The sequence below is a fragment of the Halorhodospira halophila genome (genome assembly GCF_016653405.1).
Taxonomy (GTDB): Bacteria; Pseudomonadota; Gammaproteobacteria; order Nitrococcales; family Halorhodospiraceae; genus Halorhodospira; species Halorhodospira halophila_A.
Genome location: NZ_NHSN01000023.1, coordinates 1 through 26,144 on the forward strand (window position 1 = coordinate 1; position 26,144 = coordinate 26,144).

The window sequence follows — 26,144 nt, forward strand, 5'->3', positions numbered from 1 at the left end:
CCCCCCAAGCATCCAAACCGCCCGGCACAGAGGAGCTTGCCCACCCATCCGCGGCGTATTGCCACCCCTGGCCGACCCGCGCCTCGTCCAGTTCCCTGCGCAACCGCCAGCGATCCCGGCCGAACGGATCCAATGCACCGGAGAAGATCAGCGGCTCAATCTGCTGCGCCGGCGCCGTACCCCCGAAACCGCGGATGATGAGGTCCATCACGCTGCGGTACTCGCCGCCCCGGCGGCGAAGCACCAGACGCTCGGCGGTCTGCCGATCGATCTGCGCAACGGCCCCAAGGCCGAAGAGGACCGTATCCCGGTCCAGGGGACGAAACCCCCAGTCGCTGCGGTTAATATCCGGCGGTAGTACGATCACCCCGTCACTAAGCGCCTCCCGGCACAGATCGACGAGTGCCTCGCGATGGGGGCAAGCCACCCCTTCCGGCCCTCCACCGGCGCCGTAGCGGACGCCGTTGCGGGGGGTAATCCGCTGCAGCGCCCGGTTCAGACGCGCCGCCTGGAACACCGCAGGATAGCGCGCCCGGTAGTAGGCCTGGCGGTAGGCCTCGGTGATCTCGATCAGCGCCGCCGCACGATCGACCACCTGGGCCAGTGCCTGACGGAGCGTGCGCAGCAGGTAGAGCCCCCGGGCGTGAGGCAGCTGACATTGGGTGGCTATGCGCTCGCCCAGCTGGCGCGACAACTCACCCTCATGAGCGTCGGCCCCCTCCTCGCTCAGCCGCTGTGCAAGCGTCACGGCCTCGGCCAGCTCGCAACCGAGCAACCGCGCCAGCGCCACGATGACCTGCTCGCGATAGAGCCAGACGTTGGCCGTCGGGTTGAGGATGTCCTCCAGCTCCGGGTGGGACAGCGGCGGGCGGGTGGCGCCGGTGCGCGCCGCCCGGTAACGCTCCGTCAGGCCCTGCGGCGCCCCGTCCCGGGCGACCACCACGACCTGCGTCACCTCCTCCAGACTGCGCGGCGCCGCCTCGCGCAGGCGCGCCTGCAGCTCCGCCCCCTCCAGCAAGGGGATGCCGGCGGTCTCGCCCCGAGCGATCAGACGCAGCGTGTCCGGGTCATCCCACGGGTAGGCCCAGCGCAAAGGATCGCAGTCACGCCCGCCGTTCAGCGCCCGCGCCAGGCGGGCCATCTCGCGCGTCAGCGCCAGTGTCGGCTCATGACCGACCACGACCTCGATCCCCTGCTCGGGCGCGTCGGCCGGCGCCGGGCCACCGCGGCGCAGTGCCGAGGTCAGCTCGGCCTGCTCGGCACGGCTGGCCACGCGCAAGTGCAGGCGCCGCGCCTCCAGCTCGCGCCCGAAACCGAGGAACGGCAGCCCGTGATCGATGGGGTCGATCCCGTTGAGACCGAGCAGGTTGAGCAGCAGGGAGCCGCTCTGCGGGCCGTAGCCCGCGCCGAAGGTGACGCCGCGGGCCGCCAGGTCCTGAACCACCCAGGAAAGCTCCAGGAGTACGCCAGGCTCCAATCCGAGGCGCGCGAAAGCCGCCATCTCCTGCTCAACCCGGCGGTGATAGCGAACCCGCCGCTCGCCCAGCGCCCGGCGCACGCAGCCGCTGTCGGCAGCGTCCCACAGCCGGTCCCAGGCAGCGCGCTCCAGCGCGCCGCCCCGGAACGGGACAATGGTGGTGGCGTCGTCGTGCATACCGTGACTATAGCCGCGCCGGTGCCAGAGCGTCGACGCGGCCCGGGACAGCTAGCGCCGGGCGCGGAAGAACTCGCGCAGCAGCTCGGCGGCCACAGTGCCGGAGACCCCGGCCGTCACTTCAACGCGATGGTTGTGCCCCGGCAGGCCGAGCAGATCGAACTGACCGCCGCAGGCGCCGGTCTTCGGATCGGAGGCGCCGTAGACCAGCCGACCGATCCGGGCATGGATCATGGCCCCGGCGCACATGAAACAAGGCTCAAGGGTGACGTAGAGGGTGGCCCCGGGCAGACGGTAGGCCCCGGCGGCCTGGCCGGCGGCACGCAGGGCGTTGAGCTCGGCGTGGGCGGTCGGGTCCCGGCTGGCGATGGGGTGGTTCCAGCCCTCGCCGAGGAGCGCCCCGTCGCGGACCACCACCGCCCCCACCGGCACCTCGCCCTGCCCGGCGGCGCGCCGGGCCAACTCCAGCGCCCGCGCCATCCACTGCGCGTCGTCCGATGCCCCGTTCACTCCCACTCGATGGTGGCCGGGGGTTTGCCGGAGATGTCGTAGACCACGCGCGAGATCCCGTCAATCTCGTTGATGATCCGCCGCGAGACGTGGTCGAGGAACTCGTAGGGGAGCTGCGCCCAGCGGGCGGTCATGAAATCCACCGTCTCAACGGCGCGCAGGGCGACGACGTACTCGTAGCGGCGGCCGTCCCCGGTCACGCCCACCGATCGCACCGGCAGGAAGACGGCGAAGGCCTGGCTGGTGCGCTCGTACCAGTCCCATCGGCGCAGCTCCTCGATGAAGATCGCATCCGCCCGCCGCAGCAAATCGGCATAGCGCTTGTGGACTTCGCCCAGGATCCGCACCCCCAATCCCGGCCCCGGGAAGGGGTGACGGTAGAGCATATCCGCCGGCAGCCCCAGTTCCAGCCCGACGCGCCGCACCTCGTCCTTGAACAGCTCGCGCAGCGGTTCGACGAGCCTGAGCTTCATCGTCTCGGGCAGCCCACCCACATTGTGGTGCGACTTGATGACGTGGGACTTGCCGCCGGCGTTGCCCGCCGACTCCACCACATCGGGGTAGATCGTGCCCTGGGCCAGGAACTCCACGTCCTCGAGCTTGCCGGCCTCCTCGTCGAAGATCTCGACAAACAGGTTGCCGATGATCCGACGCTTCTCCTCGGGGTCCTCGACCCCGGCCAGCGCGGCCAGGAAGCGATCCTCGGCATCGACATGGATGACCCGCACCCCCATGTGGCGGGCGAAGGTGGCCATAACCTGCTCGGCCTCGCCCAGGCGCAGCAGGCCATTGTCGACGAACACGCAGGTCAGCTGCTCACCGATGGCCCGGTGCAGCAGCGCGGCCGTCACCGAGGAATCGACACCGCCGGAGAGCCCGAGGACCACGTGGCGATCACCAACCTGCTCGCGCACCCGCGCGATGCTATCCTCGACGATGTTCCCCGGTGTCCAGTCGCCGGGGCAGCCACAGATCTCGCGCACGAACCGCTCGAGGATGCGGCCGCCCTGGGCGGTGTGGGTGACCTCGGGATGGAACTGCAGGCCGTACCAGCCGCGGGCGTCGTCGCCGATGCCGGCCACCGGCGCCGCCTCGGTCTCGGCAATCACTTGGAAGCCTTCCGGCGGCACCTCGACCCGATCGCCGTGACTCATCCAGACGTCGAGCAGACCGAAGCCGTCCGCGCTGGCGTGGTCCTCGATATCGCGCAGCAGCCGCGAATGCCCCCGCGCCCGGACCTGGGCGTACCCAAACTCCTTGTGATCCGACGGCGCCACGCGCCCGCCGAGCTGGGCGGTCATCGCCTGCATGCCGTAGCAGATCCCGAGCAGCGGCACTCCGAGTTCGAACACGGCCGCGGGGATGCGCGGGGTCTCAGCGTCGGTGACTGTCTCCGGGCCGCCGGAGAGGATCACCCCGGACGGTGCAAAGTCGCGCACGGCCCGGTCATCGGCATCGCAGGCGCGGATCTCGCAGTACACTCCGCACTCCCGTACGCGACGAGCGATGAGCTGGGTGTACTGCGAACCGAAATCGACAATAAGGATGCGGTGGGCGTGGATATCCGCCCCGGACTGCTCGCTCACAGGCAACGGCTCCGATTGATTACTCGACGCGGTAGTTGGGCGCTTCCTTGGTGATGGTCACGTCGTGGACGTGGCTCTCACGCATGCCGGCGCCGGTGATGCGGGCGAACTGCGGCCGTGTACGCATCTCCTCCATGGTGGCGCAGCCGACGTAACCCATGCTGGCCCGGATCCCGCCGATGAGCTGGTTGACGATGGTGACCATGCTCCCCTTGTAGGGCACCCGGCCCTCGATCCCCTCGGGGACGAGCTTGTCCACCGACTGCGACCCCTCTTGGAAGTAGCGATCAGCGCTCCCCTGGCTACCGGACATGGCCCCGAGGGACCCCATCCCGCGGTAGGCCTTGTAGGAACGCCCCTGGTAGAGCTCCACTTCGCCAGGCGCCTCCTCGGTACCGGCCAGCAGGCTGCCGATCATGACCGTGTGCGCCCCGCTGGCCAGCGCCTTGGCGGCATCCCCGGAGAAGCGGACGCCGCCATCGGCGATCAGCGGTACGTCGGTCCCGGCCAGCGCCTGGGAGACGTTGGAAATCGCCGTCACCTGGGGCACCCCGACCCCGGCCACAACGCGGGTGGTGCAGATCGAACCCGGGCCGATGCCCACCTTAACGGCGTCCGCACCGGCCTCGGCCAGCGCCCTCGCCGCATCGCCGGTGGCGATGTTCCCGGCCACCACCTCGACATCGGGGTAGTGCCGTTTGACCCAGCGGACCCGGTCCATGACCCCGCGGGAGTGACCGTGGGCGGTATCCACCACGAGGACATCCACCCCCGCAGCGGCCAACGCCTCGGCGCGCTCTTCGGTGCCCTCACCGACCCCGACAGCGGCGCCGGCCCGCAGACGGCCGTGCTCGTCCTTGCAGGCATTGGGGAAGTCCTGGCTTTTCTGGATGTCCTTGACGGTGATCATGCCGCGCAGGCGGAAGGCGTCATCGACCACCAGGATCTTCTCGATGCGGTGCTGATGCAGCTTGCTCAGCACCTCGTCGCGCTCAGCCCCCTCGCGCACCGTGACCAACCGCTCCTTCGGCGTCATGGCCACGGAGACCGGCTCGCTGACCCGGCTCTCGAAGCGCAGGTCACGCCCGGTCACGATGCCGACGAGCTCCTCGCCGTCGACCACCGGGACCCCCGAAATGCCGTGCTGGCGCGTGAGCTTGAGCACCTCGCCAATGGTCATGAAGGGCGAGACGGTGATCGGCTCCTTGATGATCCCGCTCTCGAACTTCTTGACCCGGCGCACCTCGGCGGCCTGTTGCTCGACGGTCATGTTCTTGTGGATGATGCCCAGCCCACCTTGCTCGGCCAGGGCAATGGCCAGTCGCGCCTCGGTGACGGTATCCATGGCTGCGGACACCAGCGGGACGTTAACCTGAATTCGGCGCGTCAGCGGAGTGCTCAGATCCACATCCCGAGGGAGCACGTGCGATTCAGCGGGAAGGAGAAGAACGTCATCGAAAGTCAGGGCTTCCTGGGCGATTCGCATGGTGTCGGGACCTCGGGCGGAGACGCTGTCTGAAGATGGAAAAGAGCAGTGTATTTTACGGTGCAGCAGCACCCCCACTCAACAAACTTCCCATGGGCGATAGCGGCGTGTAGGTTGTAATCAGCCAACTGGAGCGAGCCGCCGCCGAGTATGGAGCGCCGCAGCGACGATATCGCCGTCTACAGCCCCTCGCAGCTCAACCAGGAGGTGCGGGGCATGCTCGAGACGGTCCTGCCGTCCATCTGGGTCGAGGGCGAAATCTCGAACCTGGCCCGGCCCTCATCCGGGCACCTGTATTTCACGCTTAAGGATGCCAGTGCCCAGGTCCGCTGTGCGCTGTTCCGCGGCCGCGCCTCGGCGCTTCGGCACCGGCCCGCCGACGGCGACCAGATCCGCGTCCGCGCCAAGGCCAGCCTCTATCCCGCCCGCGGCGAGTTTCAGCTGGTCATCGAGCACCTCGAGCCGGCCGGCGAGGGGGCCCTGCAGCGCGCCTTCGAAGCGCTCAAGCAGCGCCTGGGCGCCGAGGGATTGTTCGACGCGGCAAGCAAGCGCCCCCTGCCCTGCCTGCCGCGCCGGCTCGGGGTCATCACCTCGCCGACCGGCGCCGCCATCCGCGATGTGCTGCAGGTGCTGCAACGGCGCTTCCCGGCGCTGCCGGTGCTGGTCTACCCGGTACCGGTCCAGGGCGATGCCGCCGCACCGGCCATCGTCCGGGCCCTGGAACTCGCCGGCCGCCGGTGCGAGGTCGATACCCTGCTGCTGACCCGGGGCGGCGGCTCGCTGGAAGATCTCTGGCCCTTCAATGAAGAGTCGGTGGCCCGGGCGATCCGCGCCTGTCCGATCCCGGTCGTCAGTGCGGTGGGCCACGAGGTGGATGTCACCATCGCCGACCTGGCGGCGGACCTGCGCGCGCCGACCCCCTCGGCCGCCGCCGAGACCCTGTCACCGGACCGGCACGCCTGGCAGGAGCGACTCGAGCGCATCGGCCACCGCCTGGAGACCGCCGCGCGAAGGCGCCTCGGCCGCGACGCCGAACAGCTGGCGGCGCTCCAGCGCCGGCTGGCAGCACAGCACCCGGGACGGCGGCTGCGCGACCGGGCGCAACGCCTCGACGAGCTGGAGAGTCGGCTACACCGCCTGGGCCGACAGGCCCTCGAGATGCGGGGTGCACGGCTTGAAACCGCCAGGCAGCGGCTTCAGGTCCAGGATCCACGCCGGCGCACGGCCCACGAGCGCCGGCGGATCGAAGAGCTGGCGCAGCGGCTGCGTCAGTCCGTGCGTGGCCGGCTGGAGGCCTCGCAGCAGCGCCTCGGCACCGCCTCCCGTGCCCTGCACGCGGTCAGCCCTCTTGCCACGCTGGAGCGCGGCTACGCGGTGGTGCAGCGGGTGCAGGACGGCGCCATCCTGCGCCAGGCCGAAGCCGTGGAGGTGGGCGAGCGCATCCGTGCCCGCCTGGCGCACGGGGCGCTAGACTGTCGGGTCGAAGCCAGACGCACCACGGAGGACCCGTTGCCCGATGCCGACTGAATCCTTGCTCCCCCGCGTCGGAAAAGCAGTCACGGCACTCGCCGCCGCGGTCGGGCTGCTGCTGGCCTCTGCGCTGCATGCCGCCCCATTGCCCGACTGGCCCGTCCCCGGCGGCGTGGCACGGGTTAATCTGGAGACCGATAGGCGGCCGGGCGATGTACGCTATGACGACGAGCCGGTGATGGTGCGCTCCACGCCGGAAGGCTGGCAGGCGGTGGTGGGGATCGGCCTGGACGCCGACCCCGGAACCCACACCCTCAAGGTGGATGGGACCCCGCACACCTTCGAAGTCGAGCCCATCGACTACGAGGAGCAGCACCTGACCATCGACGACGAAGACATGGTCACACCCCCCGAGGAGACGCTGGAGCGCATCTGGGCCGAACAGCGCGAGATCCGCGCCGCCTTTCGCAGCCGCGAGGTCGACACCCAGCCGCGGCTGCACCTGCACACCCCGGTCGCAGAGCACCGGGTTTCGGCCACGTTCGGGCTGCGGCGTTTTCTCAACGGCCAACCCCGCAATCCGCACAATGGCCTCGACATGGCCGCCCCCACCGGTACGCCCATCGAGGCGGCCGAGTCCGGCCGCGTGGTGCAGACCGGAGACTACTACTTCAACGGCAAGACCGTGTTCATCGACCACGGCGCCGGCCTGGTCACCATGTACTGCCACCTGGACGAGATGGACGTCGAAAAGGGCCAGTGGGTAGAGCGTGGCGAGGCAATCGGAACCGTCGGGGAGACCGGACGGGTGACCGGGCCTCATCTGCACCTGAGCGTCATCCTCAACGGCAACACCGTTGACCCCAACCTATTCCTTTAGGACCAACGCGATCGAGAAAGGAGGCATCATGTCCCAGCGTCGAGTCGTCATCTGCTCGCCCACTCGCACACCCATCGGGACGTTCGGCGGGGCCCTCAAGACCGTCCCCGCACCGGATCTCGGTGCCACTGCCATCCGCGGGACACTGGAACGCTCCGGCCTCGACCCGGCGGCCGTGGATACCGTGGTCATGGGCAACGTGATCCAGGCCGGCTGCAAGATGAACCCGGCCCGCCAGGCCTCGATCAATGGCGGTGTCCCCGCCGAGACGCCGGCGCTGACGGTCAACCGCGTCTGCGGCTCCGGCGCCCAGGCCATCGCCAACGCCTTCCAGGAGGTGGCACTCGGCTTCGCCGAAACCGCTGTCGCTGGCGGCATGGAGAACATGGACCGCGCCCCCTACCTGCTGATGCAGGGCCGCTACGGCTACCGCCTCGGCCACCAGCAGATCCTCGACGCCGTGCTCAGCGACGGCCTGAACGACGCCTTCTCCGACCAGCACTCGGGCTGGCATACCGAGGATCTGGCCGAGCAGTATCAGATCACCCGGCAGGAACAGGACGAATGGGCCCTGCGTTCGCAGCAACGCTTCAGCACCGCCCAGTCCGCCGGCCACTTCGAGGCGGAGATCACCCCGGTGGACGTGCCCGGCCGCAAGGGGCCCACGCGCTTCGAGACCGATGAGCACAACCGCGGTGACACCACCCTCGAGGGCCTGCAGAAGCTGCGCCCGGCCTTCCGCAAGGAGGGCACCATCACCGCCGGCAACGCCCCTGGCGTCAACACCGGGGCCGCGGCCATGGTGGTCGCCGAGGAGGAAGCCGCCCGTCAGCACGGACTCACGCCGGCAGCGCGGCTGGTGGCCTACGGCGTCGGCGGGGTCGAGCCGGGGATGTTCGGGATCGGCCCGGTACCGGCGGTCAGGCAGTGCCTGCAGCGCGCCGGCTGGTCCACCGATGAGGTGGGGCGCTGGGAGATCAACGAGGCCTTCGCGGCCATCGCCATCGCCGTCACCCGGGACCTGGGTCTCGATCCGGAGCGGGTTAACGTCGAGGGCGGCGCGGTGGCACACGGCCACCCGATCGGCGCCACCGGCGCGGTGCTCACCACCCGACTGATCCACGCCATGCAGCGCGACGGTGTGGACAAGGGCGTGGTCACCATGTGTATCGGCGGCGGCCAGGGGGTGGCCCTGGCCATCGAGCGGTTGTAAGGCGCGCCCCCCGGACGCCGATCCCCGTCGGCCGATGGCCGTCGGCCGATGGCCGTCGGGGACGGAAACGCAGCAAGCCCCGCGGTGCGCGAGCACCCGGGGCTTTTTTGCGTCCTCCGGCCGGACTACGGCTCGGCTACACCGCCTCTCGGCCGTGGGGGGCGTCCAGATCCAACCGCGGCATGCGCGCCACCAGGCCGGTGGGATTGAGAAAGGCGTGGCTCCGGTAGTAATGGTGGCGGATGTGGTCGAAATCCGTGGTCTCGCCGAACGCCGGCATCTGGTAGAGCTCACGCAGGTAGCCCATCAGGTTCGGGTATTCACGGATCTGGCGCTGCGAGCACTTGAAGTGCACGGCATAGACGGCGTCGAAACGGATCAGCGTCGTGTACAGACAGATGTCCGCCTCCGTGAGCCGGTCCCCGCAAAGATAGCGCTGCCGGCCCAGCACCTCCTCCCAGTGGTCCAGGGCCGCGTAAAGGGCATCGGCGGCCTCTTCGTAGGCCTGCTGGCTACCGGCGAAGCCGCAGCGGTAGACGCCATTGTTGATGGGCTGGTAGATGGCGTCGATGGCCGCATCCACGGCCTCGATGCGATCCGCCGGGGCCAGATCCACGTCGTTACCGGCCAGCGCCTCGAAGCGGTGATCGAACATGCGAAGCAGGTCCCGGGACTCGTTGTTGACCAGCGTGCCCTCCCGGCAGTCCCACAGTGCCGGCACGGTCACCCGGCCATTGGCGCGAGGCTCGGCGGCGGTGTAGACCTGATGGAGGTAGTCCGCCCGGTGGATCGGGTCGCCGGTGGCACCAGGGAAGTCGTCGCTCAGCTCCCAGCCATTCTCCAGCATCAGCGGGTGCACCACCGAGACCGAGATCACCGGCTCGAGACCCTTCAGCCGACGGGCGACGAGCACCCGATGCGCCCAGGGGCAAGCCAGGGAGACATACAGATGGTAGCGGCCCGCCTCCGGCGCGAAACGCCCGCCTGGCTCGATCCAGTCCCGAAACCGACTCACGTCGCGCTGAAAGCGGCCGGTCTCGTCCCGCTTGTACGACTCCTGCGTCCATTGCCCATCCATCAGCAAGCCCATCATTCCCTCCGGGGCGGCCTCGGCACCGCCTTGGCTGCTGAAAAAAGGCGGGATGACCACGCTGGTCACCCCGCCCACTCATCCCGGGAGCGTTGCTCCCCTTACTCCAGGCCTTCCGGGACCTGCTGCTGCATGCCTTCCTGAACGCGCCGCTGGAGCTCCTCGAGTTCTGACATGAGTTCGGCCGTCTCGGGGTAGTCTTCCTCCATGGCCGCGAGCAGATCCTCTTGGAACTCGCGCATGTCGCGCTCCATGCTTTCGCGGAAATCGTCGTCGCGCATGGCTTCCTGCTGCTCCTGCTGGAGCTGCATCTGCGCTTCGTGGAACTCCTCGGCCAGCTCCTGCTGCTCCTCTTGGGAGACGTCCCCGGCCTCGAAGCGCTCGTAGATCTCCTGCATGCGCGCGTAGTGGCGCTCGGGATCGTAGCCAAGATCCTCCATTTTGGCCGTGGCGCGCTCCTCCAGGCGACGCTGCTTCTCCTGAAGGTGGTCGCTGGCCTCGAAGGTCTCCTGCTGGATCTGCCCCAGCTGCCGCTGCAGCTCCTGGAGCCGCTGCTGCGCCTCCATCAATTCCGCGTCTTGGGCCCCGGGGGCCTGTTGCTCGCCCCCCTGAGCCAGCGGGGCCTGCAGCGGGGCTGCGGCAATGAGCAGCGCCAGGAGCGCCGCTGTCGTCGTGCGAATCATTGGTGAACTCCCTTAGCTATTCCCACCACGGAAGCGGCCCGGTCGCCCCCGCGCTCGTCCATGGTAGCACTCGACGACGACGGCGCACCTGTTTCCCCGAGATACCGTTTTACTGGGGCATCTCCCCTTGGGGCATCCGTTGCTGCTGGCCCCCCATGCCCTGCTGCATCTCGGCCTGCAGCTCCTCCATCTCCTGCATCAGGGCCTCGGCCTCGGGGTTCTCGTCATACATGGTGTCGATCAGGTCCTGCTCCAGCTGCTGGCGATCCTCCTGCCACGGCTGGACGAAGTCCTCATCCTGCATGGCCTCCTGCTGGGCCTGCTGCAGCTCCATGTGGATCTCCTGATCCTCCTGCATGCGCTGCTGGACCTCTTCCCGGGACATCTCGCCGGAGTGCATGGCCTCCATGGTCTCCTCCAAGCGCTCGATGTCCTGGCGGACGTTGTCGTAGCCCATGTCCTCCATCTGATCCAGCAGCCGGTCGTCCAGCTCCTCGGCGCGCTCTTCCAGCTCCGGGTTGGACTCGAGGGTGTCCTGCTGCATCTGACCCAGCTGCTGCTGGATCTCCTGCATGCGCTGCTGGCCCTCGGACATCTGCGGCTGCATGCCCTGGCCGCCCTCCGGAGCCATCTGGGCGTAGGCCCCCGAGGTGGCGAGCATCAGCACAATCGCGGAAGCGGCAGTCTTGCGGAACATATACAACTCCTCATCAAACGGGTTCGGTGCGTTGAAACCGTCGCAACGGCCTTACCCCGGCTGACAGCATCCCGGGGTGGATGGTTCCGGGATAGCGGCACCGAATCCCTCTCCGGCGGACACCGTCGCAAACCGTGCAGCCCCCCCCCCATACGGCGCGTATCAGGACTTGAGGCATCTTGTATCAGTTTTTCTTATTGCAACGCCCGGACCGCTGCCGACAGAATATGGATAGTTTTGATCTGTTCTTATTCCAGAACCAAGGAGGCAACGATGTCGCACCCGATGGAAGGACAGCCTGTCCCGCGTGTCACCTTCCGGACCCGCGTAAACGGCGAGTGGCAGGACGTCAAGACCGACGAGCTGTTCAAGGGCAAAACGGTGGTGGTGTTCGCCCTGCCGGGGGCTTTCACTCCGACCTGCTCCTCCACCCACCTGCCGCGCTACAACGAGCTGGCGCCGGTGCTCTGGGACAACGGCGTAGATGACATCGTCTGCCTTTCGGTCAACGACGCGTTCGTGATGGAGGAGTGGCGGCGGGATCAGCACGCCGAGAACGTCACCTTCATCCCCGACGGCAACGGGGAGTTCACCGAAGGCATGGGCATGCTGGTGGACAAGAACGACCTGGGCTTCGGCAAGCGCTCCTGGCGCTACGCGATGCTGGTCCGCGACGGCGTCATCGAGAAGATGTTCGTCGAGCCGGAGAAGCCCGGCGACCCGTTCGAAGTCTCCGACGCCGACACCATGCTGCGCCACATCAACCCGGATGCACCACACCCGTCTTTTGTGACCCTGTTCAGCAAACCGGGGTGTCCGCACTGTTCCCGCGCCAAGGCGCTGCTTGAGGAGCACGGCTACGACTATGAGGAGATCTGCCTCGGCGAGGGCATCACCACCCGCTCGGTACGGGCAGCCACCGGCTCGGGCACAGTGCCGCAGGTGTTGATCGACGGGCGTCTGGTCGGCGGTGCCGACGATCTGGAGGCGCGACTGGGGCGGGCCCGCTCGGCGGCCTGATCCGGCTGCGGCCGTGTCAGAAGACCCGGGGCGGCCCCGCGCTGCCCCGGGTCTTTTATTGCGTCGGCATCCGGCCTAGAAACGCAGGAAGGCGCCGGCGTACGGTCCGCTGAAGTCCACGTCCAGGGTCACGTCACTGAAGTCGTCCATGTCCACCGAGAACTCCCGATAGCCAAGCATCGCCCCCGTGTACCAGCGCCGGTAGACCAAGTGGGCGCGGAAGTCCGTGATCGAATGATCCCCCACCGGCAGCGTCTGCAAAGAGCCCTCGAAACCGATCCGCGAGCCGGGGATATCCACACCCACCCGGCCGAAGAACATCGGCAGGGTGCCGGAGAGCGAGGTGTCCACCCCCGCATTCGCGGCACGCACCTCACCATCGAAGTGGCGCGCGGTGACACCCACATCGATGTCCACCATCGGCAGCGGCAGCGGCGACCAGAACAGGGTCAGGTCCGTGTGGTCGAGGTTGACCACGGTGCTCCCGGTCCCGTCCTGCTCGAGATGGGTCCGCTCCAAGCGGACGCTGGGCACACCGGGGAGGATGTGATCCCACTCGAACCAGAGGTTCCAGTCCCGATCGCTGTCGAGGTCGATGTCATCCCCCTCGACGTCTTCGCCAAGAATCTCCCCTTCCGGGTCGTGGAACCAGAGATTCGCACCGCCGGAGATGCCCATGATCCCGCCGGTGGCGTGCGCGGCCCCGGCTCCGAGAACCAGCGCCGCCGCCGTGAATCCACTGAGTAGGGTTCGCCGCATGCGTTACTCCTGCACTGTCAAAAGCTTTGCCCTGAGCATACCACCCCGCCGCAGCCGCCCCAATCGGCGTCCGCCGCCCTTCAGGCCACCGGATCCGCGGGGGACATCTGGGGAAACTCGTTGATCACCCGTTCCGTCTCCGGGTCCACCTCGTAGAGCTTCACATCGTAGCCCCAGAGGTTGGCCAGGTGCCGCAGCACCGCCGTGGCCTCGCCCTTGTCCAGGATGACCCCGTCGCTGACCCGGTGCTCGAGCACCAGGGTCCGGTCCCCGGCCAGATCCACGTCCACCACCTGGATATCCGGTTCCAGCCGGGCCACGTCGTGGCGCTGCGCCAGTGAGCGCCGCACCGCCCGGTAGCCGGCATCGTCGTGGATCGCGTCGACCACCAACTCGGGCTCGTCGGCGTCGTCGTGGACCCGGAAGAGACGGAAATCGCGGATGACCCGGGGGCTGAGGAACTGCAGGATGAAGCTCTCGTCGCGGTACTCCTGCCAGGCGTGGTGCCAGACACCGAGCCAGTCCCCGCTGCCGGCCACCTCCGGGAACCAGCGCCGGTCCTCGTCGGTGGGATCGGTGGCCATGCGCCGGAGATCCTCCAGAATGGCGAACCCGAGAGCGTAGGGATTGATGCCCGAGTAGCGCGGATCGTCGAACTCCGGCTGGAAGACCACGCTGGTGTGGCTGTGCAGGAACTCCAGAAAGGCGCCGTCGGTCAACTGCCCGTTCTCGTGGAGCCGGTTCATGATGTAGTAGTGCACTGCCGTGGCGCAGCCCTCGTTCATCACCTTGGTCTGCTTCTGCGGATAGAAGTACTGCGCCACATTGCGCACGATGCGCAGCACCTCCCTCTGCCAGTGCTCCAGGCGCGGCGCGCGCTTTTCGAGGAAGTACAGGAGGTTCTCCTCCGGCAGCCCCAGCCGCTGCATACGCAGCTCCACCGGGTCCGCGCCGCCGGGCAGCTCGCCGTCCGGATCCGTGGGCACGGTGCGCCAGAGATCGTTGTAGGTCTGCTCCTCGTAGCGAATCCGCTCGATCTCGCGGTCGCGCTCCTCGCGCAGGCTACGCGTCTGCGGCTTGGGGTAGCGGTGCACCCCCTGGCTCATCAGGGCGTGGGCGGCGTCGAGCACCCGCTCGACCGCCTGCACCCCGTAGCGCTCCTCGCACTCGGCGATGTAGCCCTTGGCGAAATCCAGGTAGTCGAGAATGCCCTCGGCGTCGGTCCACTCCCGAAAGAGGCGGTTGTTCTTGAAAAAGTGGTTGTGGCCGAAGGCGGCGTGGGCCACCACCAGCGTCTGCATGGTGAGCGTGTTCTCCTCCATGATGTAGGAGATACACGGCTTCGAGTTGATAACGATCTCGTAGGCGAGCCCGGTGTAGCCCTTGCGATAGAGCATTTCGTCCCGGGCGAAGTGCTTGCCGAAGGACCAATGCCGATAAAACAGCGGCATCCCCATCGAGGCGTAGGCGTCGAGCATCTGCTCGGAGCTGATGACCTCGATCTGGTTGGGATAGATGTCGAGCTTGAGCTCCTCGCGGGCAATCCGCTCGATGGCGTCGTAGACGCGCATCACATCGCGGTAATCCCAGTCGAGGCCGGTGAACAGGGGTTTTTGCTGAACCGCCGCATTCGATGCCATCGGGATCCTCTCCAGTCTCTGAGGGTTCAGGGGGTCAAGGTTCAGCGCTCAGGGTTCAAGCCTTCAGTTCAGCCGGCGTGAAGAGGTCCCGGAACACCGGGAAGATGTCTCCGCGGGTCTGCACCCGGCGCATGGCCAGGGGCGACTCCCCGCGGGCCAGCCGGTCGTAGGCCCGCCACAGGTCCGACGGGACATGGAAGGCCTGCCCGCCACCCACCTCGATGTAGGCGAAGTACTGGCACAGGGGAAGGATCCCGTCGGCCATCAGCCGGGTGGTGGCCGGGTTGTCCGCGGGGGTGTTATCCCCGTCCGAGGCCTGCGCCCCGTAGATGTTCCAGTCGTTGACGGGATAACGGTCCTCGATGATGTCACGCATCATCGTCAGCGCCGGCGAGACCAACGTCCCCCCAGTCTCGCGGGAGTAGAAGAAGGTGTCCTCGTCGACCTCCTGCGCGATGTGGGTATGGCGGATGAAGACGATATCCACATGGCGGTAACGGCGCTCGAGGAAGAGGTAGAGGAGCATGAAGAACCGCTTGGCAAGATCCTTCATGTCCTCGGTCATTGAGCCGGAGACGTCCATCAGGCAGAACATCACCGCCTGGGAGATCGGCTGCGGAACGTGGTCAAAGCGGTTATAGCGGATGTCGACCGGATCGATGTAGGGGATCGCCCGGGACCGCTCCTGTTTGCTTCGGCGGAGCTCAATGAGTTCGCGCAGCCGCTCCGGCTCGGCACCGGAGCGCTCCAGACGATCAATCTCCTCGTCCAGGGCCTGCAGATCCTCCCCCTTGGGGCGGCGCAGGGCAATGCGCCGTGACAGGGAGTTGCGCATGGTCCGCTCGACGTTGAGGTTCGAGGGGGAGCCGCTGACCGAATAGCCCGCGCGCTGCTGGGTGTACTGCTCGGTCTTCTTGACCTGGCGCTTGACCAGATCCGGCAACTCCAGGCCCTCGAAGAAGAGGTCGAGGAACTCGTCGCGGCTGACAGCAAAGGTGAACTCGTCTTCCCCCTCGCCGTCGGGGCTACCCTCGCGCCCGCCACCACTGCCCTGCCCTTCGGGGCGCGGAATGGTATCGCCGACCACGTACTCCTTGTTGCCGGGAACCACGTGCTCGCGCACCCCGCGGTCGGCGGCCTTGCGAAAGCTCGGCTCGTGGAGGCCGTCGGCGGGGATGGTGATCTGCTCCCCACCGGCCACGTCGGTCACCTTGCGCCGGCCGGAAGCCTCGTTGACGGCATCCAGCACCTGGCGCTTGGCCCGTCTGAGGAAACGCTGGCGGTTGGCCAGGCTCTTGCCCTTCGGATTGCGGCGCCGGTCGATGATATTGACCAAGGACGCACCCCCCTTCTTGCCGGATCAGCCGGCCTGCTTGACGCGCATGTACCACTCCACCAGGCGTCTCACCTGGCGCTCGGTGTAGCCCCGCTCGACCATCCGCCGGACGAACTCGCTGTGCTTGCGCTCCGTCTCCGAGTCGCCCTTGGTGGTAAAGCTGATCACCGGCAGCAGATCCTCCACCTGACTGAACATCCGCTTCTCGATGACCTCGCGGATCTTCTCGTAGGAGGTCCAGCTCGGCATCTGCCCGCCCTGCTGCGCCTTGGCACGCAGCGCGAACTTGACCACCTCATTGCGGAAGTCCTTCGGATTGGCGATGCCCGCCGGCTTCTCGATCTTAGTCAGCTCCTGGTTCAGCGCCTGGCGGTCCATCAGCTGCCCGGTGTCGGGATCTTTGAAGTCCTGGTCCTCGATCCAGGCATCGGCATACCCCACGTAGCGCTCGAAGAGGTTCTGACCGAAATCATCGTAGGACTCCAAATACGCCTTCTGGATCTCGTTGCCGATGAACTCCGCATACCGCGGGGCCAACTCGGCCTTGATGATCTCCAGGTACTTGCGCTCGGTCTCCTCCGGGAACTGCTCGCGCTTGATGTTCTGCTCGAGCAGGTACAGCAGGTGGACCGGGTCAGCGGCCACTTCCTCGGTCTCGTAGTTGAAGGTCTGCGAGAGGACCTTGAAGGCGAAGCGCGTCGAGATCCCGTCCATCCCTTCGTTGACCCCGGCCTGGTCCCGGTACTCCTGCATCGACTTCGCCTTGGGATCCGTCTCCTTGAGGCTCTCGCCGTCGTAGATCCGCATCTTCGAGTAGAGGCTGGAGTTCTCGTGCTCCTTGAGCCGGGTGAGCACCGAGAACCGCGCCATGATCTCCAGGGTCCACGGCGCGCAGGGCGCGTCGGCGAGCTCGCTCTCCCGGATCAGCTTGTCGTAGATCTGCCGCTCCTCGGAGACGCGCAGGCAGTACGGCACCTTGATTACCGAGATCCGGTCGAGGAACGCTTCGTTGTTCTTGTTGTTGCGGAAGCTCTGCCACTCCGACTCGTTGGAGTGCGCCATGACCAGGCCGTGGAACGGGATTGCACCGATGTTCTCGGAGCCGACGTAGTTGCCCTCCTGGGTGGCCGTGAGCAGCGGATGGAGCATCTTGATCGGCGCCTTGAACATCTCCACGAACTCAAGGATGCCCTGGTTGGCGCGGTTGAGGCCGCCGGAGTAGCTGTAGGCATCCGTATCGTTCTGGCTGTAGAGCTCCAGCTTGCGGATGTCCACCTTGCCCACCAGCGAGGAGATGTCCTGGTTGTTCTCGTCGCCGGGCTCTGTCTTGGCCACCGCGATCTGCCGCAGCTTGGACGGATAGACGCGAACCACCCGGAAGCGGTTGAGATCGCCGCCGAACTCGTCGAGGCGCTTGACCGCCCAGGGCGAGAGCAGCCCGCTGAGCTTGCGCCGCGGGATGCCGAAGCGCTCCTCCAGCTCCGGGCCGTGCTGGTCCGGATCGAAGAGCCCCAGCGGGCTCTCAAAAATCGGGCTGATCTCCTCGCTGGCCTTGAGGACGTAGACCGGGTAGCGCTCCATCAGCTGCTTGAGCCGCTCGGCCAGCGAGGACTTGCCACCGCCGACCGGACCGAGGAGATAGAGGATCTGCTTGCGCTCCTCCAGCCCCTGGGCCGCGTAGTTGAGGAAACCGACCAGCCGCTCGATGGTCTCCTCCATGCCGTAGAAGTCCTCGAAGGCCGGATAGATCTTCAGGGTGCGGTTGAGGAAGATGCGCCCCAGTCGCTCATCCTTCGAGGTGTCGTAGACCTGCGGCTCACCGATCGCCGCTACCAGCCGCTCGGCCGGGGAGGCGTAGGCCATCGGGTCGTCCCGGCAGAGTTCCAGATACTCGGCCAGGGTCAGCTGCTGCTCCTGGCGGCGTTCGTAGCTGCGAGCGTAGCGGGCAATCAGGTCTTCGGCGGTATCCATATGCAGCACCCCCCTCACGGAGTCTTGAGGTGAAGTCGCGAAAGAACGAAGGCGGCTCCGTTTGATTGGACGCAAAAATGCGCACGAATGTTCCGGAAGAAAGGCGGCGCCCGGCGCAAACCGCCGGCGGGGTCGACTGGCCATGCCCCCGGACGAGACCGGGCGGCGACCGAACCACGGCAGCGGAGGGGTTCAGGCGAGTCCCCGCTCCGCCAGCCAGGCCTCGTTGAAGAGTCTCGAGTAATAGCGGCCCCCTCCATCACAGAGGATCGTCACCACCGTGTGCCCGGGACCGAGCTCCTCGGCGGCGCGGATCGCCCCGCAGACATTGACCCCCGACGAGCTGCCCAGGAACAGCCCCTCTTCCCTCAGGAGCCGGTAGACCATCGGCACCGATTCGGTATCCGGTATGCAGAACGCGTCATCGATGTCCGTATCCTGAAGATTAGCTGTTACACGGCTACTGCCAATCCCCTCGGTGATGGAATTGCCTGCCGACGGGGATGGCTCACCCTCGCGCACGAAACTATAGAGGGCGCTGCCCGCCGGGTCGGCCAAGTAGATGCGCGTATCCGGCGCGCGTTCCTTGAGCGCCCGAGAGACCCCGGCCAGGGTCCCGCCGGTTCCGGTAGCCGCCACGAAGGCGTCCACCCGGCCACCGGCCTGCGCCCAAATTTCCGGCCCGGTGGTGCGGTAATGGCCCTGGCGGTTGGCGGTGTTGTCAAACTGGTTCGCCCAGACCGCGTTGTCCATCTCTGCAGCCATGCGGCCGGCAACCTTCTGGTAGTTGCCCGGATCACGGTAGGGGGCGGCGGGTACGGTATGCACCTCGGCACCGAGGGTGCGCAGCAGGTCGATCTTCTCCTGGCTCTGCGTCTCGGGGATGACAATGACGCAGCGATAGCCGCGTGCGTTACAGATATGGGCAAGCCCGATCCCGGTATTCCCGGCGGTGCCCTCCACTACGGTCCCGCCGGGGCGCAACTCGCCGCTGCGCTCGGCGGCCTGGATGATCGCCAGCGCCGCCCGATCCTTGACGGACCCGCCCGGATTCATGAATTCAGCCTTGCCGAGGATCTCGCAGCCGGTCTCCTCGCTCAGCCTCGGCAGGCGAATCAGCGGCGTATTCCCGACCGCGCCGACGAACCCATCGCAGATCGACATGCTTGACTCCCGCTTGCTTGACTTTCCCCAATCCTCAGGGGGTGTGGGGACAGCATAGCGCGGAGCCGTCGCAGAAATCAGCGGGAAAGTTGCAGGGCTGACACACGCCGGCTCCCGGGGGGCGCCCCCGGGAGCGCAGCGGTCACGGGCGCTCGGCGGGGGGAATCGCCGATTCGTGATCCTCCTGGTCCTGTCCCTCCTTCTCAGGCGGCAGGAGATCCTGCTTGCTCACGCCCATCGCCAGCGACGAGGCACTGGCGACGAAGACCGAGGAGTAAGTACCCACCAGGACACCGACGAGCAGCGCCATGGCGAACCCATGGATGGTCTCGCCACCGAGGAAGAGCAGCGCCCCGACTACCAGCAGCGTGGTGAACGAGGTCACCAGCGTACGCGACAGGGTCTGGTTGATCGCCAGATTCATGACGTACTCGGTGGTCCCCTTGCGAACCTTCAGGAAGTTCTCGCGTATCCGGTCGGAGACCACGATGGTGTCGTTGAGCGAGTAGCCGACGGTGGCCAGCAGCGCCGCCAGCACGGTCAGATCGAAGGTCAGGCGGGTGAGCGAGAAGAACCCGAGGATGAGCACGATATCGTGGACCAGCGCCGCCACCGCGCCGAGGGCGAAGCGATACTCGAAACGGAAGGCCACGTAGACCAGCACACCGCCGAGGGCGTAGAGCAGCGCCAGTAGGCCCTGCTCGGTGAGTTCACGGCCAATCTGCGGGCCGACGAACTCGACCCGCCGGAGTTCGACGCCGTCGTGGGCCTCGCGCAGCTTGGCCAGGATCTCCTGGGAGATCGCCGCCTGTTCCAAATCCTCCATCGGCGGGATGCGCACCATGATCTCGCGCGGCGAGCCGAAGTGCAGAACCTGGGCATCCGCATAATCGGTCCCCTGCAGCGCCGCCTCGACCTCGGCGACCTCCACGGACTCCTCGTAGCCGACCTCGACCAGGGTCCCGCCGGTGAAGTCGATGCCCAGATTCAGCCCCTGCCAGAGCAGCGAGCCGATGGAGAGCACCAGGAGCACCGCCGAGAGCCCGAAGCCGATACGGCGCCGGCCGAGGAAGTCGAAGTTGGGATCGTTCTTGAAGATCTCCATGGCTAGATCTTGAGCTCCGAGACCTTACGCCCGCCGTAGATCAGATTGATCACGGCCCGCGTGCCGACAATGGCGGTGAACATCGACGTGGCCAGACCGATGGCCAGCGTCACGGCGAAGCCCTGGACCGGCCCCGTGCCGAAGAGGAACAGCACCAGGGCGGCGATCAGCGTGGTGACATTGGCGTCGGCGATGGTCGACAGCGCCTTGCCGTAGCCCGCATCGATGGCGGTCTGGATCGGCGCGCCGGCCTTCAGCTCCTCACGGATGCGCTGGAAAATGAGCACATTGGCGTCCACCGCCATACCCACGGTCAGCACGATCCCGGCAATGCCCGGCAACGTCAGGGTCGCCTGGAGCATAGAGAGCACGGCGACGATGATCACCAGGTTGCCTAAAAGGGCCAGGTTGGCCACCAGGCCGAAGGTCCGGTAGTAGAGAGCCATGAAGGCGATCACCAGCAGGAAGCCGATCACCACCGCCATGAAGCCGCGCTCGACGTTTTCCGCCCCGAGGCTGGGCCCGATGGTTCGTTCCTCGACGATATCGATGGGGGCGGCCAGGGCACCGGCACGCAGCAGCAAGGCCAGATTGCTGGCCTCCTGGCTGGAGTCCAGCCCCGTAATCCGGAAGCGACTCCCCAGCCCCTCACGGATCCGCGCTACGGAGATCACCTCCTCGATCTCGCGGATCACGCGCTCCGGCTCGCCGTCGACCATCTCGATCTCGGAGATCCGCTCCTGGAAGAGCACGGCCATATGGTCCCCGACCCGATCCCGGGTGGCGCGGCTCATGATGCGCCCGCCGGTCCCCGATAGCCGGATGTTCACCTCCGGCGAACCACTCTCCTGATCAAAACCCGACGAGGCGTCGATGATGCGATCCCCCGAGAGGATGCGCTGGCGCTCCAGGGCCACGTAGCCGCCATCCCGCTGCGGGAAGACCTCTGCGCCCTCAGGCGGATCATCCGGGTCGCCGGTGAAAGGGAAGTTGGCGTGATCGACAAAGCGGAACTCCAGGGTCGCCGTGGCGCCGAGGATCTCCTTGGCCTGCCCCGGGTCCTGGATGCCGGGCAGCTGGACCACGATCCGATCCGCCCCCTGGCGCTGGACCACCGGCTCGGCGACGCCCAGCTCGTCAACCCGGTTGCGCAGCGTGGTGATATTCTGCTGGACCGCCAGGTCCTTCATCTCCTGAAGCTCCTCCTCGTCCATGGAGGCGATCAGGAGGTAGGCGTCTTCGTTCGTCTCCTCGCTGTAGGCGAGCCCGTCGATGTGCTCCTCAAGCGCGCTGCGGGCCCGCTCGCGCAGCTCCGAGTCCACGAAGGCCATGCGGATCTGCTGCTCGTCGGTCACCTCCAGCGCGGAGAAGCGGATCCGCTCCTCCCGGAACAGGGTCCGGATATCCTGCTGGTGCCCCTCCATGGTCTCGCCGACCATGGCGTCGATGTCCACTTGGAGCAGGAAGTGCACCCCACCGCGCAGGTCGAGCCCGAGGAACATCGGCTCGGCTCCCAAGGCCCGGAGCCATTGCGGCGTCGACGGCACGAGCGTCATCGCAACGGAGTAGTCCCGGTCGAGCTTGGCGGAGATCAGATCCGAGGCCCGCATCTGCTCGTCCGTGGAGCCGTAACGCAGCACCCACTGCCCTTCCAGCACCTCCGCCGAGAGTGGCTTGTAGCCTTCCTCCTCGAGGAAGGAGAGGACATCGGACTGGACTTCCTCGCTTGGCACCTCGTCGTCGCCGGTGGTGATCACCACCGACGGGTCCTCGCCGAAGAGGTTGGGCAGCGCGAAGAGGCCGCCGACCACCAGGACGGCGACCACCAGCAGGTATTTCCAGAGCGGATAGCGGTTCAAGAGCTACTTGCCCTTCTTGTCCTGTTCCTTGAGGGTGCCCTTGGGCATGACATTGGCCACGGCGTTCTTCTGGATCTGCAGCTGCACGCCATTGGCCACCTCGATGGTGGCAAAGGTGTCGCCCACCTCGGTGATGCGCCCCAGCGTGCCACCGTTGGTGACCACCTCGTCGCCCTTGGAGAGCTCCTCGACCATCTGCCGATGCTCCTTGGCCCGCTTGGTCTGGGGGCGGATCAGCAGGAAGTAGAACAGGGCGATCATGCCCACCAGCAGGATGATGCTGAACCAGACGTTGGGCTCCTCCGGCTGCTGCTGGGCGTGCGCGGCAGAGATTAGAAAGTCCATAACGCTCTCCATGGTATTCAGTCAGTGGATTCGGTCTGGGCGTCGGTCTTGCCGCCGCGGGCCTCGTCCAAAGTGCCCTTGGGCAGGACGTGGCCGATCAAATCGCGCTTGACGTTCCACTCGACACCCTTGGCCACCTCAACACGCACGAAATCCTCGCCCAGGCGCGTGATGCGACCCAGCTCGCCCCCGCTGGTCACGACCTCATCGCCCTCGGCCAGCCCCTCGACCATCTGCTGATGCTGTTTCATGCGCTGGCGCTGCGGGCGGATCAGCAGGAAGTAGAAGACCGCCACCAGCAGGACGGTGAAGATCAGGAAAAACAGCATATCGCCCCCGCCGCCTGCCTGCTGGGCGTGGGCCGGCGAGATGAAGAAGTCCATCAACATGCGCGCATTCCCCCTTCAGAATCTGTCGGTTAGCGCATTGACACCGCCCTCCGGCGGCCCGGATGCGGCGTATTATGTCATAGGGTCGGCGGCGTTTGCCCACGCCGCGCGTAGAAATCGTCCACGAAGCCCGCCAGTGCGCCGTCGCGGATCGCCGCACGCAGGCCGGCCATCAGCTGCTGGTAGTAGTGGAGGTTGTGCAGTGTCGCCAGGCGAGCCCCGAGCATCTCGTTGCACCGCTCCAGGTGCTTGAGATAGGCCCGCGAGTAGTTGCGGCAGGTATAACAGTCGCAGACCGGGTCCACCGGCGTGGTATCCGCGCGGTAGCGGCTGTTGCGCAGCCTTACCAGTCCCTCGGAGGTGAACAAGAAACCGTTGCGTGCGTTGCGTGTAGGGATCACGCAGTCGAACATGTCCACACCGCGCCGGACGCACTCGACCAGATCCTCCGGCTTGCCCACGCCCATCAGGTAGCGCGGCCGGTCGGCCGGCAGGCACGGCTCCAGGTCCTCGAGCACGGCGTCGCGCTCCTCGCGGGGCTCACCCACCGACAGGCCGCCGATGGCGTACCCGTCGAATCCGATGTCCATCAGCCCCGCCAGCGAGGCCCGGCGCAGCTCGGGGTAGATGCCGCCCTGGACGATCCCGAACAGCGCCGCCGGATATTCGCCATGGGCGCGGCGGCTGCGCGCCGCCCAGCGCAGCGACAGCTCCATGGAACGCTGCACCGCCTGACGCTCGGCCGGGTACGGGGGACACTCATCAAAGATCATGACGATGTCCGAGCCCAACTCGCGCTGGACGGCCATCGACTCCTCCGGCCCCATGAACACCCGGGCGCCGTCCACCGGTGAGCGAAAGTGCACCCCCTCCTCGGTGACCTTGCGCAGTTCGCCGAGGCTGTAGACCTGAAACCCGCCGGAGTCGGTGAGGATCGGCCGGTGCCAGTTCATGAAGTCGTGCAGATCGCCGTGGAGGTGGACCACTTCGGTACCGGGGCGCAGCCACAGATGGAAGGTGTTGCCGAGGATGATCTCCGCGCCCAGCTCGCGTAGCTCCTCCGGCGTCATGCCCTTGACCGTGCCGTAGGTGCCCACCGGCATGAAGGCCGGGGTCTCGATGGTCCCGCGCGGCAGATGCAGTCGTCCGCGGCGCGCCGCCCCATCCGTCGCCATACGCTCAAAGCGCAGCGCCCCGGTATCCGTCAATGCCGCATCCGCCTGCACCAGCCCCTCCAAGGTCGCCCAAAACGAAAACGGCTCAGGATAGCGATGCAGCGGCCGCAGTGCACCCGCCAGCGCCCGCGTTAGCGCTGCTCAGGTGGCGGCAGCGCCCCCGTCTCGGCCACCCCGTCAAAGAAGTGCACCGCCCCGGAGGCCAGGTCGTATTCGGCACCGACCACAGCCAACCCCTGCTCGGCGCGCAGCCGGGCGAGGATCGGCGACTCCTCGCGCAGCATCTGTGCCGCCATGCGCACGTTGGCCCGCACCGCCTCGCGGGCCAATTCCTGCGGATCGAGGGACTCGGCAAACAGCGGCTCCACCGCCGGGCGCACCCGGTCGAGGATCTTGCGCAGCCCCTCGGTGGGGGCCTCGACCTGTTCGCGCAGCGCCTCTACGGTGGCGTCGATGGCCCCGCAGCAGGAGTGGCCGAGGACCACCACCAGGCGCACGCCCAGTTTCTCGGCAGCGAACTCCAGGCTACCCATCTGCGAGGGCGCAGCGATGTTGCCGGCCACCCGGACCACGAACAGATCCCCGAGCCCTTGATCGAAGACCACCTCGGCGGGCACCCGCGAGTCGGCGCAGGAGAGGATCGCCGCAAACGGGGTCTGGCCGCGGACGAGTTGCCCGCGGCGCTCGGCATTGAACCGGTCGGGGTCACCGGGGGCATCGGCCATGAACCGCTGATTGCCTTCGATCAGCCATCCCAGGGCCTGAGCGGGATCCACCATCGGGAAGCTCCTTATGTTCTAACGTTTGCCCGTGTACCGCATCGCGCGGCACCCGATACTACGGCACGGCGAAGGCTTCGGGCGCATCAGAGGCGACCCTGGCGCTGCAGCCACACCACACGCTGCTGGAAGCGATCGCGCCACGCCGCCGCCAGCTCCGGCATCTCGGCGGCCAGGGCCATACGCTCCGGATCCGCCTGCGGCTCGCGATGCAGCGCCCAGAGTTCATCCATCGTCAGCCGCTGCGGGTGGCTCGTGCACCGCTCCAGGGCCGCCCCCGGCTCGACCGTACCCGGCTCGATGACCCGGTAGAGCCAACCGGTCCGCCCGGTCTCGACCATGGTCCGCGCCATGCGCTCGACGTCGAACCGGCGATCCACCTTCCAGCAGGGCAGCCGCGGCTGCGATACCTCGATCAATGCCGCACCGAGACGGAAACGATCCCCCACGGCGACATCGCCCTCCAGCCACCCTTCGGTGGACAGGTTCTCGCCGAACGCCCCGGGAACAAAGCGGTGCGCCGCCGTCGGGAACCGTTGCGACCACCACGGCAGATGCTCGGCAGGATAGTGATTGACGGCCCGCTCGGGGCCACCGTGGACGCGCCGGTCGGCGTGGTGATCCCCTTCCAGGCCCTCCGGCCCCAACCAGCAGGCGGCGGCAATCTCCTGCTTGTAGAAGCCCGTGGGATGGCGATCCGGCGGCAGCGCCCCCGGCCCACCGGCGAAGACCCGCGCGTTCGTCGTCACGGGGCTCTACCCTCCTCGCAGTAGACCCGATCCAGTGCCGCCCAGAGGGCCGCAAGGGCCAGGATATCGTCGCTGTTATGACGCACCACGGCCGGCAGCTGTCGCGGATCGCCCCGTTGTAGGAAATCGAGCCAGGCCGCCGGCGCCTCGGCACCGGGCAGATCGTCGAGCCGCTCGTGACCGAGGAGCCGGCGCTCAGCGGTCGCCAGGCGGCAATTGGGCCAGCGGCTGCGGAAGATCCGCCGTGTCGGATGCAGCAGATCCAGGTGCTCCCGGTTGTCCAGGCCCAAGTCGACCCCGTGGAGCCGCGCACGGCTCTTGAGCAACGGGGCATCGAAGGACTTCCCGTTATAGGTCACCAGTGCCTGCGTCTCATCCAGCACCTGGCCCAGCCTCGCCAGCAGCGCCGGCTCGCCGCTGAACCCGGTCAGCAGCCAGTGGCGCACTGTCAGGCCGCCGCCCCCCAGACTGCCGACGCCGATCAGGAACACCACGGTGCCGGCCCCGCCCGCCAACCCGGTGGTTTCCGTATCCAGCAGCAGCGCCCGCTGCGGGTCCAGCCCAACCACGCGCTCGACCTCGAC

General features: G+C 67.2%; 24 protein-coding genes. 4 read left to right on the forward strand and 20 right to left on the reverse strand.

The genetic code is table 11. The features are described 5' to 3' along the window. The 4 genes from CCR79_RS09055 to guaB all read right to left on the reverse strand — a co-directional run. Positions 1–1,654, reverse strand: a 1,654-nt coding sequence (locus CCR79_RS09055; RefSeq protein ID WP_201171190.1) for a hypothetical protein, incomplete at its 3' end; no start/stop codon positions are given. 51 nt (positions 1,655–1,705) lie between these two features. Continuing rightward, complete coding sequence (gene tadA, locus CCR79_RS09060) at positions 1,706–2,164, reverse strand: tRNA adenosine(34) deaminase TadA (RefSeq protein ID WP_304118174.1); 459 nt, start codon at positions 2,162–2,164, stop codon at positions 1,706–1,708. Beyond that, positions 2,161–3,750 carry a glutamine-hydrolyzing GMP synthase gene (guaA, locus tag CCR79_RS09065; protein ID WP_201171202.1) on the reverse strand — a complete coding sequence of 530 codons (1,590 nt, stop codon included), beginning with the start codon at positions 3,748–3,750 and terminating at the stop codon, positions 2,161–2,163. Before guaA ends, tadA begins: the two co-directional genes overlap by 4 nt. Before the next feature lie 19 nt (positions 3,751–3,769). After that, a complete protein-coding gene (gene guaB, locus CCR79_RS09070) occupies positions 3,770–5,236 on the reverse strand; it encodes an IMP dehydrogenase (protein ID WP_201171214.1) in 1,467 nt (488 codons plus the stop codon). A gap of 150 nt (positions 5,237–5,386) precedes the next feature. Here guaB and xseA point away from each other — a divergent pair, with 150 nt between their 5' ends. From xseA to CCR79_RS09085, 3 genes are read left to right on the forward strand one after another with little or no spacing between them, the layout of a single operon-like run. Further along, positions 5,387–6,763 (forward strand): exodeoxyribonuclease VII large subunit, encoded by a 1,377-nt coding sequence (gene xseA, locus CCR79_RS09075; RefSeq protein WP_201171216.1) that lies wholly within the window; start codon positions 5,387–5,389, stop codon positions 6,761–6,763. Further along, the gene (locus CCR79_RS09080) at positions 6,753–7,586 is read left to right on the forward strand and encodes a peptidoglycan DD-metalloendopeptidase family protein (RefSeq protein ID WP_201171219.1); all 834 of its coding nucleotides are present in this window, start codon (positions 6,753–6,755) and stop codon (positions 7,584–7,586) included. The genes xseA and CCR79_RS09080 overlap by 11 nt, the downstream gene beginning before the upstream one ends. A gap of 28 nt (positions 7,587–7,614) precedes the next feature. Then, the gene (locus CCR79_RS09085; protein ID WP_201171223.1) at positions 7,615–8,799 is read left to right on the forward strand and encodes a thiolase family protein; all 1,185 of its coding nucleotides are present in this window, start codon (positions 7,615–7,617) and stop codon (positions 8,797–8,799) included. A gap of 136 nt (positions 8,800–8,935) precedes the next feature. On the opposite strand, the gene CCR79_RS09090 is transcribed toward CCR79_RS09085, so the two are convergent. From CCR79_RS09090 to CCR79_RS09100, 3 genes are all read right to left on the reverse strand, one after another. Next, on the reverse strand, positions 8,936–9,889 hold the full coding sequence (locus tag CCR79_RS09090; RefSeq protein ID WP_201171258.1) for a glutathione S-transferase family protein: 954 nt from the start codon (positions 9,887–9,889) through the stop codon (positions 8,936–8,938). A 101-nt stretch (positions 9,890–9,990) separates the two neighbouring features. Beyond that, positions 9,991–10,572 carry a hypothetical protein gene (locus CCR79_RS09095; RefSeq protein WP_201171226.1) on the reverse strand — a complete coding sequence of 194 codons (582 nt, stop codon included), beginning with the start codon at positions 10,570–10,572 and terminating at the stop codon, positions 9,991–9,993. A gap of 109 nt (positions 10,573–10,681) precedes the next feature. Continuing rightward, positions 10,682–11,269 (reverse strand): hypothetical protein, encoded by a 588-nt coding sequence (locus tag CCR79_RS09100; RefSeq protein ID WP_201171228.1) that lies wholly within the window; start codon positions 11,267–11,269, stop codon positions 10,682–10,684. Between the two features lie 273 nt (positions 11,270–11,542). Between CCR79_RS09100 and CCR79_RS09105 the strand changes: the two genes are divergently transcribed. Further along, complete coding sequence (locus CCR79_RS09105; RefSeq protein WP_201171231.1) at positions 11,543–12,289, forward strand: glutathione peroxidase; 747 nt, start codon at positions 11,543–11,545, stop codon at positions 12,287–12,289. Between the two features lie 75 nt (positions 12,290–12,364). Here CCR79_RS09105 and CCR79_RS09110 read toward each other — a convergent pair whose 3' ends face one another. From CCR79_RS09110 to CCR79_RS09170, 13 genes are all read right to left on the reverse strand, one after another. Then, positions 12,365–13,048, reverse strand: coding sequence for a TIGR04219 family outer membrane beta-barrel protein (locus CCR79_RS09110; RefSeq protein ID WP_201171234.1), 684 nt, complete (start codon positions 13,046–13,048; stop codon positions 12,365–12,367). Positions 13,049–13,128: 80 nt separating this feature from the next. Beyond that, positions 13,129–14,688 (reverse strand): SpoVR family protein, encoded by a 1,560-nt coding sequence (locus CCR79_RS09115; protein WP_201171237.1) that lies wholly within the window; start codon positions 14,686–14,688, stop codon positions 13,129–13,131. Between the two features lie 55 nt (positions 14,689–14,743). After that, a complete protein-coding gene (locus CCR79_RS09120) occupies positions 14,744–16,024 on the reverse strand; it encodes a YeaH/YhbH family protein (protein ID WP_201171240.1) in 1,281 nt (426 codons plus the stop codon). Between the two features lie 24 nt (positions 16,025–16,048). Next, on the reverse strand, positions 16,049–17,995 hold the full coding sequence (locus tag CCR79_RS09125) for a PrkA family serine protein kinase (protein WP_201171243.1): 1,947 nt from the start codon (positions 17,993–17,995) through the stop codon (positions 16,049–16,051). 192 nt (positions 17,996–18,187) lie between these two features. Further along, the gene (locus tag CCR79_RS09130; RefSeq protein WP_201171245.1) at positions 18,188–19,159 is read right to left on the reverse strand and encodes a cysteine synthase A; all 972 of its coding nucleotides are present in this window, start codon (positions 19,157–19,159) and stop codon (positions 18,188–18,190) included. A 142-nt stretch (positions 19,160–19,301) separates the two neighbouring features. Then, on the reverse strand, positions 19,302–20,264 hold the full coding sequence (secF, locus tag CCR79_RS09135) for a protein translocase subunit SecF (protein ID WP_201171247.1): 963 nt from the start codon (positions 20,262–20,264) through the stop codon (positions 19,302–19,304). Between the two features lie 2 nt (positions 20,265–20,266). After that, positions 20,267–22,123 carry a protein translocase subunit SecD gene (gene secD / locus CCR79_RS09140; protein WP_201171249.1) on the reverse strand — a complete coding sequence of 619 codons (1,857 nt, stop codon included), beginning with the start codon at positions 22,121–22,123 and terminating at the stop codon, positions 20,267–20,269. 3 nt (positions 22,124–22,126) lie between these two features. Beyond that, entirely contained in the window at positions 22,127–22,468 is a 342-nt protein-coding gene (yajC, locus tag CCR79_RS09145) for a preprotein translocase subunit YajC (protein ID WP_201171261.1), read from the reverse strand. Between the two features lie 17 nt (positions 22,469–22,485). Next, entirely contained in the window at positions 22,486–22,851 is a 366-nt protein-coding gene (yajC, locus tag CCR79_RS09150; protein WP_201171264.1) for a preprotein translocase subunit YajC, read from the reverse strand. Positions 22,852–22,934: 83 nt separating this feature from the next. After that, positions 22,935–24,047, reverse strand: a complete 1,113-nt coding sequence (gene tgt / locus CCR79_RS09155) for a tRNA guanosine(34) transglycosylase Tgt (RefSeq protein WP_201171267.1) — start codon at positions 24,045–24,047, stop codon at positions 22,935–22,937. Positions 24,048–24,163: 116 nt separating this feature from the next. Then, a complete protein-coding gene (locus tag CCR79_RS09160; RefSeq protein WP_201171251.1) occupies positions 24,164–24,811 on the reverse strand; it encodes a carbonic anhydrase in 648 nt (215 codons plus the stop codon). 86 nt (positions 24,812–24,897) lie between these two features. Then, complete coding sequence (locus CCR79_RS09165; protein ID WP_201171253.1) at positions 24,898–25,560, reverse strand: MOSC domain-containing protein; 663 nt, start codon at positions 25,558–25,560, stop codon at positions 24,898–24,900. Further along, positions 25,557–26,144 (reverse strand): ribonuclease H-like domain-containing protein (locus CCR79_RS09170; RefSeq protein WP_207190347.1); only part of this gene is annotated, 588 nt, incomplete at its 5' end. The genes CCR79_RS09170 and CCR79_RS09165, both read right to left, overlap by 4 nt.

Coding starts and splice junctions, on each gene's coding strand:
- guaB (WP_201171214.1), bottom strand. CDS start 5,236: ATGCGAATCGCCCAGGAAGCCCTGACTTTCGATGACGTTCTTCTCCTT.
- xseA (WP_201171216.1), top strand. CDS start 5,387: ATGGAGCGCCGCAGCGACGATATCGCCGTCTACAGCCCCTCGCAGCTC.
- CCR79_RS09080 (WP_201171219.1), top strand. CDS start 6,753: ATGCCGACTGAATCCTTGCTCCCCCGCGTCGGAAAAGCAGTCACGGCA.
- CCR79_RS09085 (WP_201171223.1), top strand. CDS start 7,615: ATGTCCCAGCGTCGAGTCGTCATCTGCTCGCCCACTCGCACACCCATC.
- CCR79_RS09090 (WP_201171258.1), bottom strand. CDS start 9,889: ATGGGCTTGCTGATGGATGGGCAATGGACGCAGGAGTCGTACAAGCGG.
- CCR79_RS09095 (WP_201171226.1), bottom strand. CDS start 10,572: ATGATTCGCACGACGACAGCGGCGCTCCTGGCGCTGCTCATTGCCGCA.
- CCR79_RS09100 (WP_201171228.1), bottom strand. CDS start 11,269: ATGTTCCGCAAGACTGCCGCTTCCGCGATTGTGCTGATGCTCGCCACC.
- CCR79_RS09105 (WP_201171231.1), top strand. CDS start 11,543: ATGTCGCACCCGATGGAAGGACAGCCTGTCCCGCGTGTCACCTTCCGG.
- CCR79_RS09110 (WP_201171234.1), bottom strand. CDS start 13,048: ATGCGGCGAACCCTACTCAGTGGATTCACGGCGGCGGCGCTGGTTCTC.
- CCR79_RS09115 (WP_201171237.1), bottom strand. CDS start 14,688: ATGGCATCGAATGCGGCGGTTCAGCAAAAACCCCTGTTCACCGGCCTC.
- CCR79_RS09125 (WP_201171243.1), bottom strand. CDS start 17,995: ATGGATACCGCCGAAGACCTGATTGCCCGCTACGCTCGCAGCTACGAA.
- CCR79_RS09130 (WP_201171245.1), bottom strand. CDS start 19,159: ATGTCGATCTGCGATGGGTTCGTCGGCGCGGTCGGGAATACGCCGCTG.
- secF (WP_201171247.1), bottom strand. CDS start 20,264: ATGGAGATCTTCAAGAACGATCCCAACTTCGACTTCCTCGGCCGGCGC.
- yajC (WP_201171261.1), bottom strand. CDS start 22,468: ATGGACTTTCTAATCTCTGCCGCGCACGCCCAGCAGCAGCCGGAGGAG.
- yajC (WP_201171264.1), bottom strand. CDS start 22,851: ATGGACTTCTTCATCTCGCCGGCCCACGCCCAGCAGGCAGGCGGCGGG.
- CCR79_RS09160 (WP_201171251.1), bottom strand. CDS start 24,811: ATGGTGGATCCCGCTCAGGCCCTGGGATGGCTGATCGAAGGCAATCAG.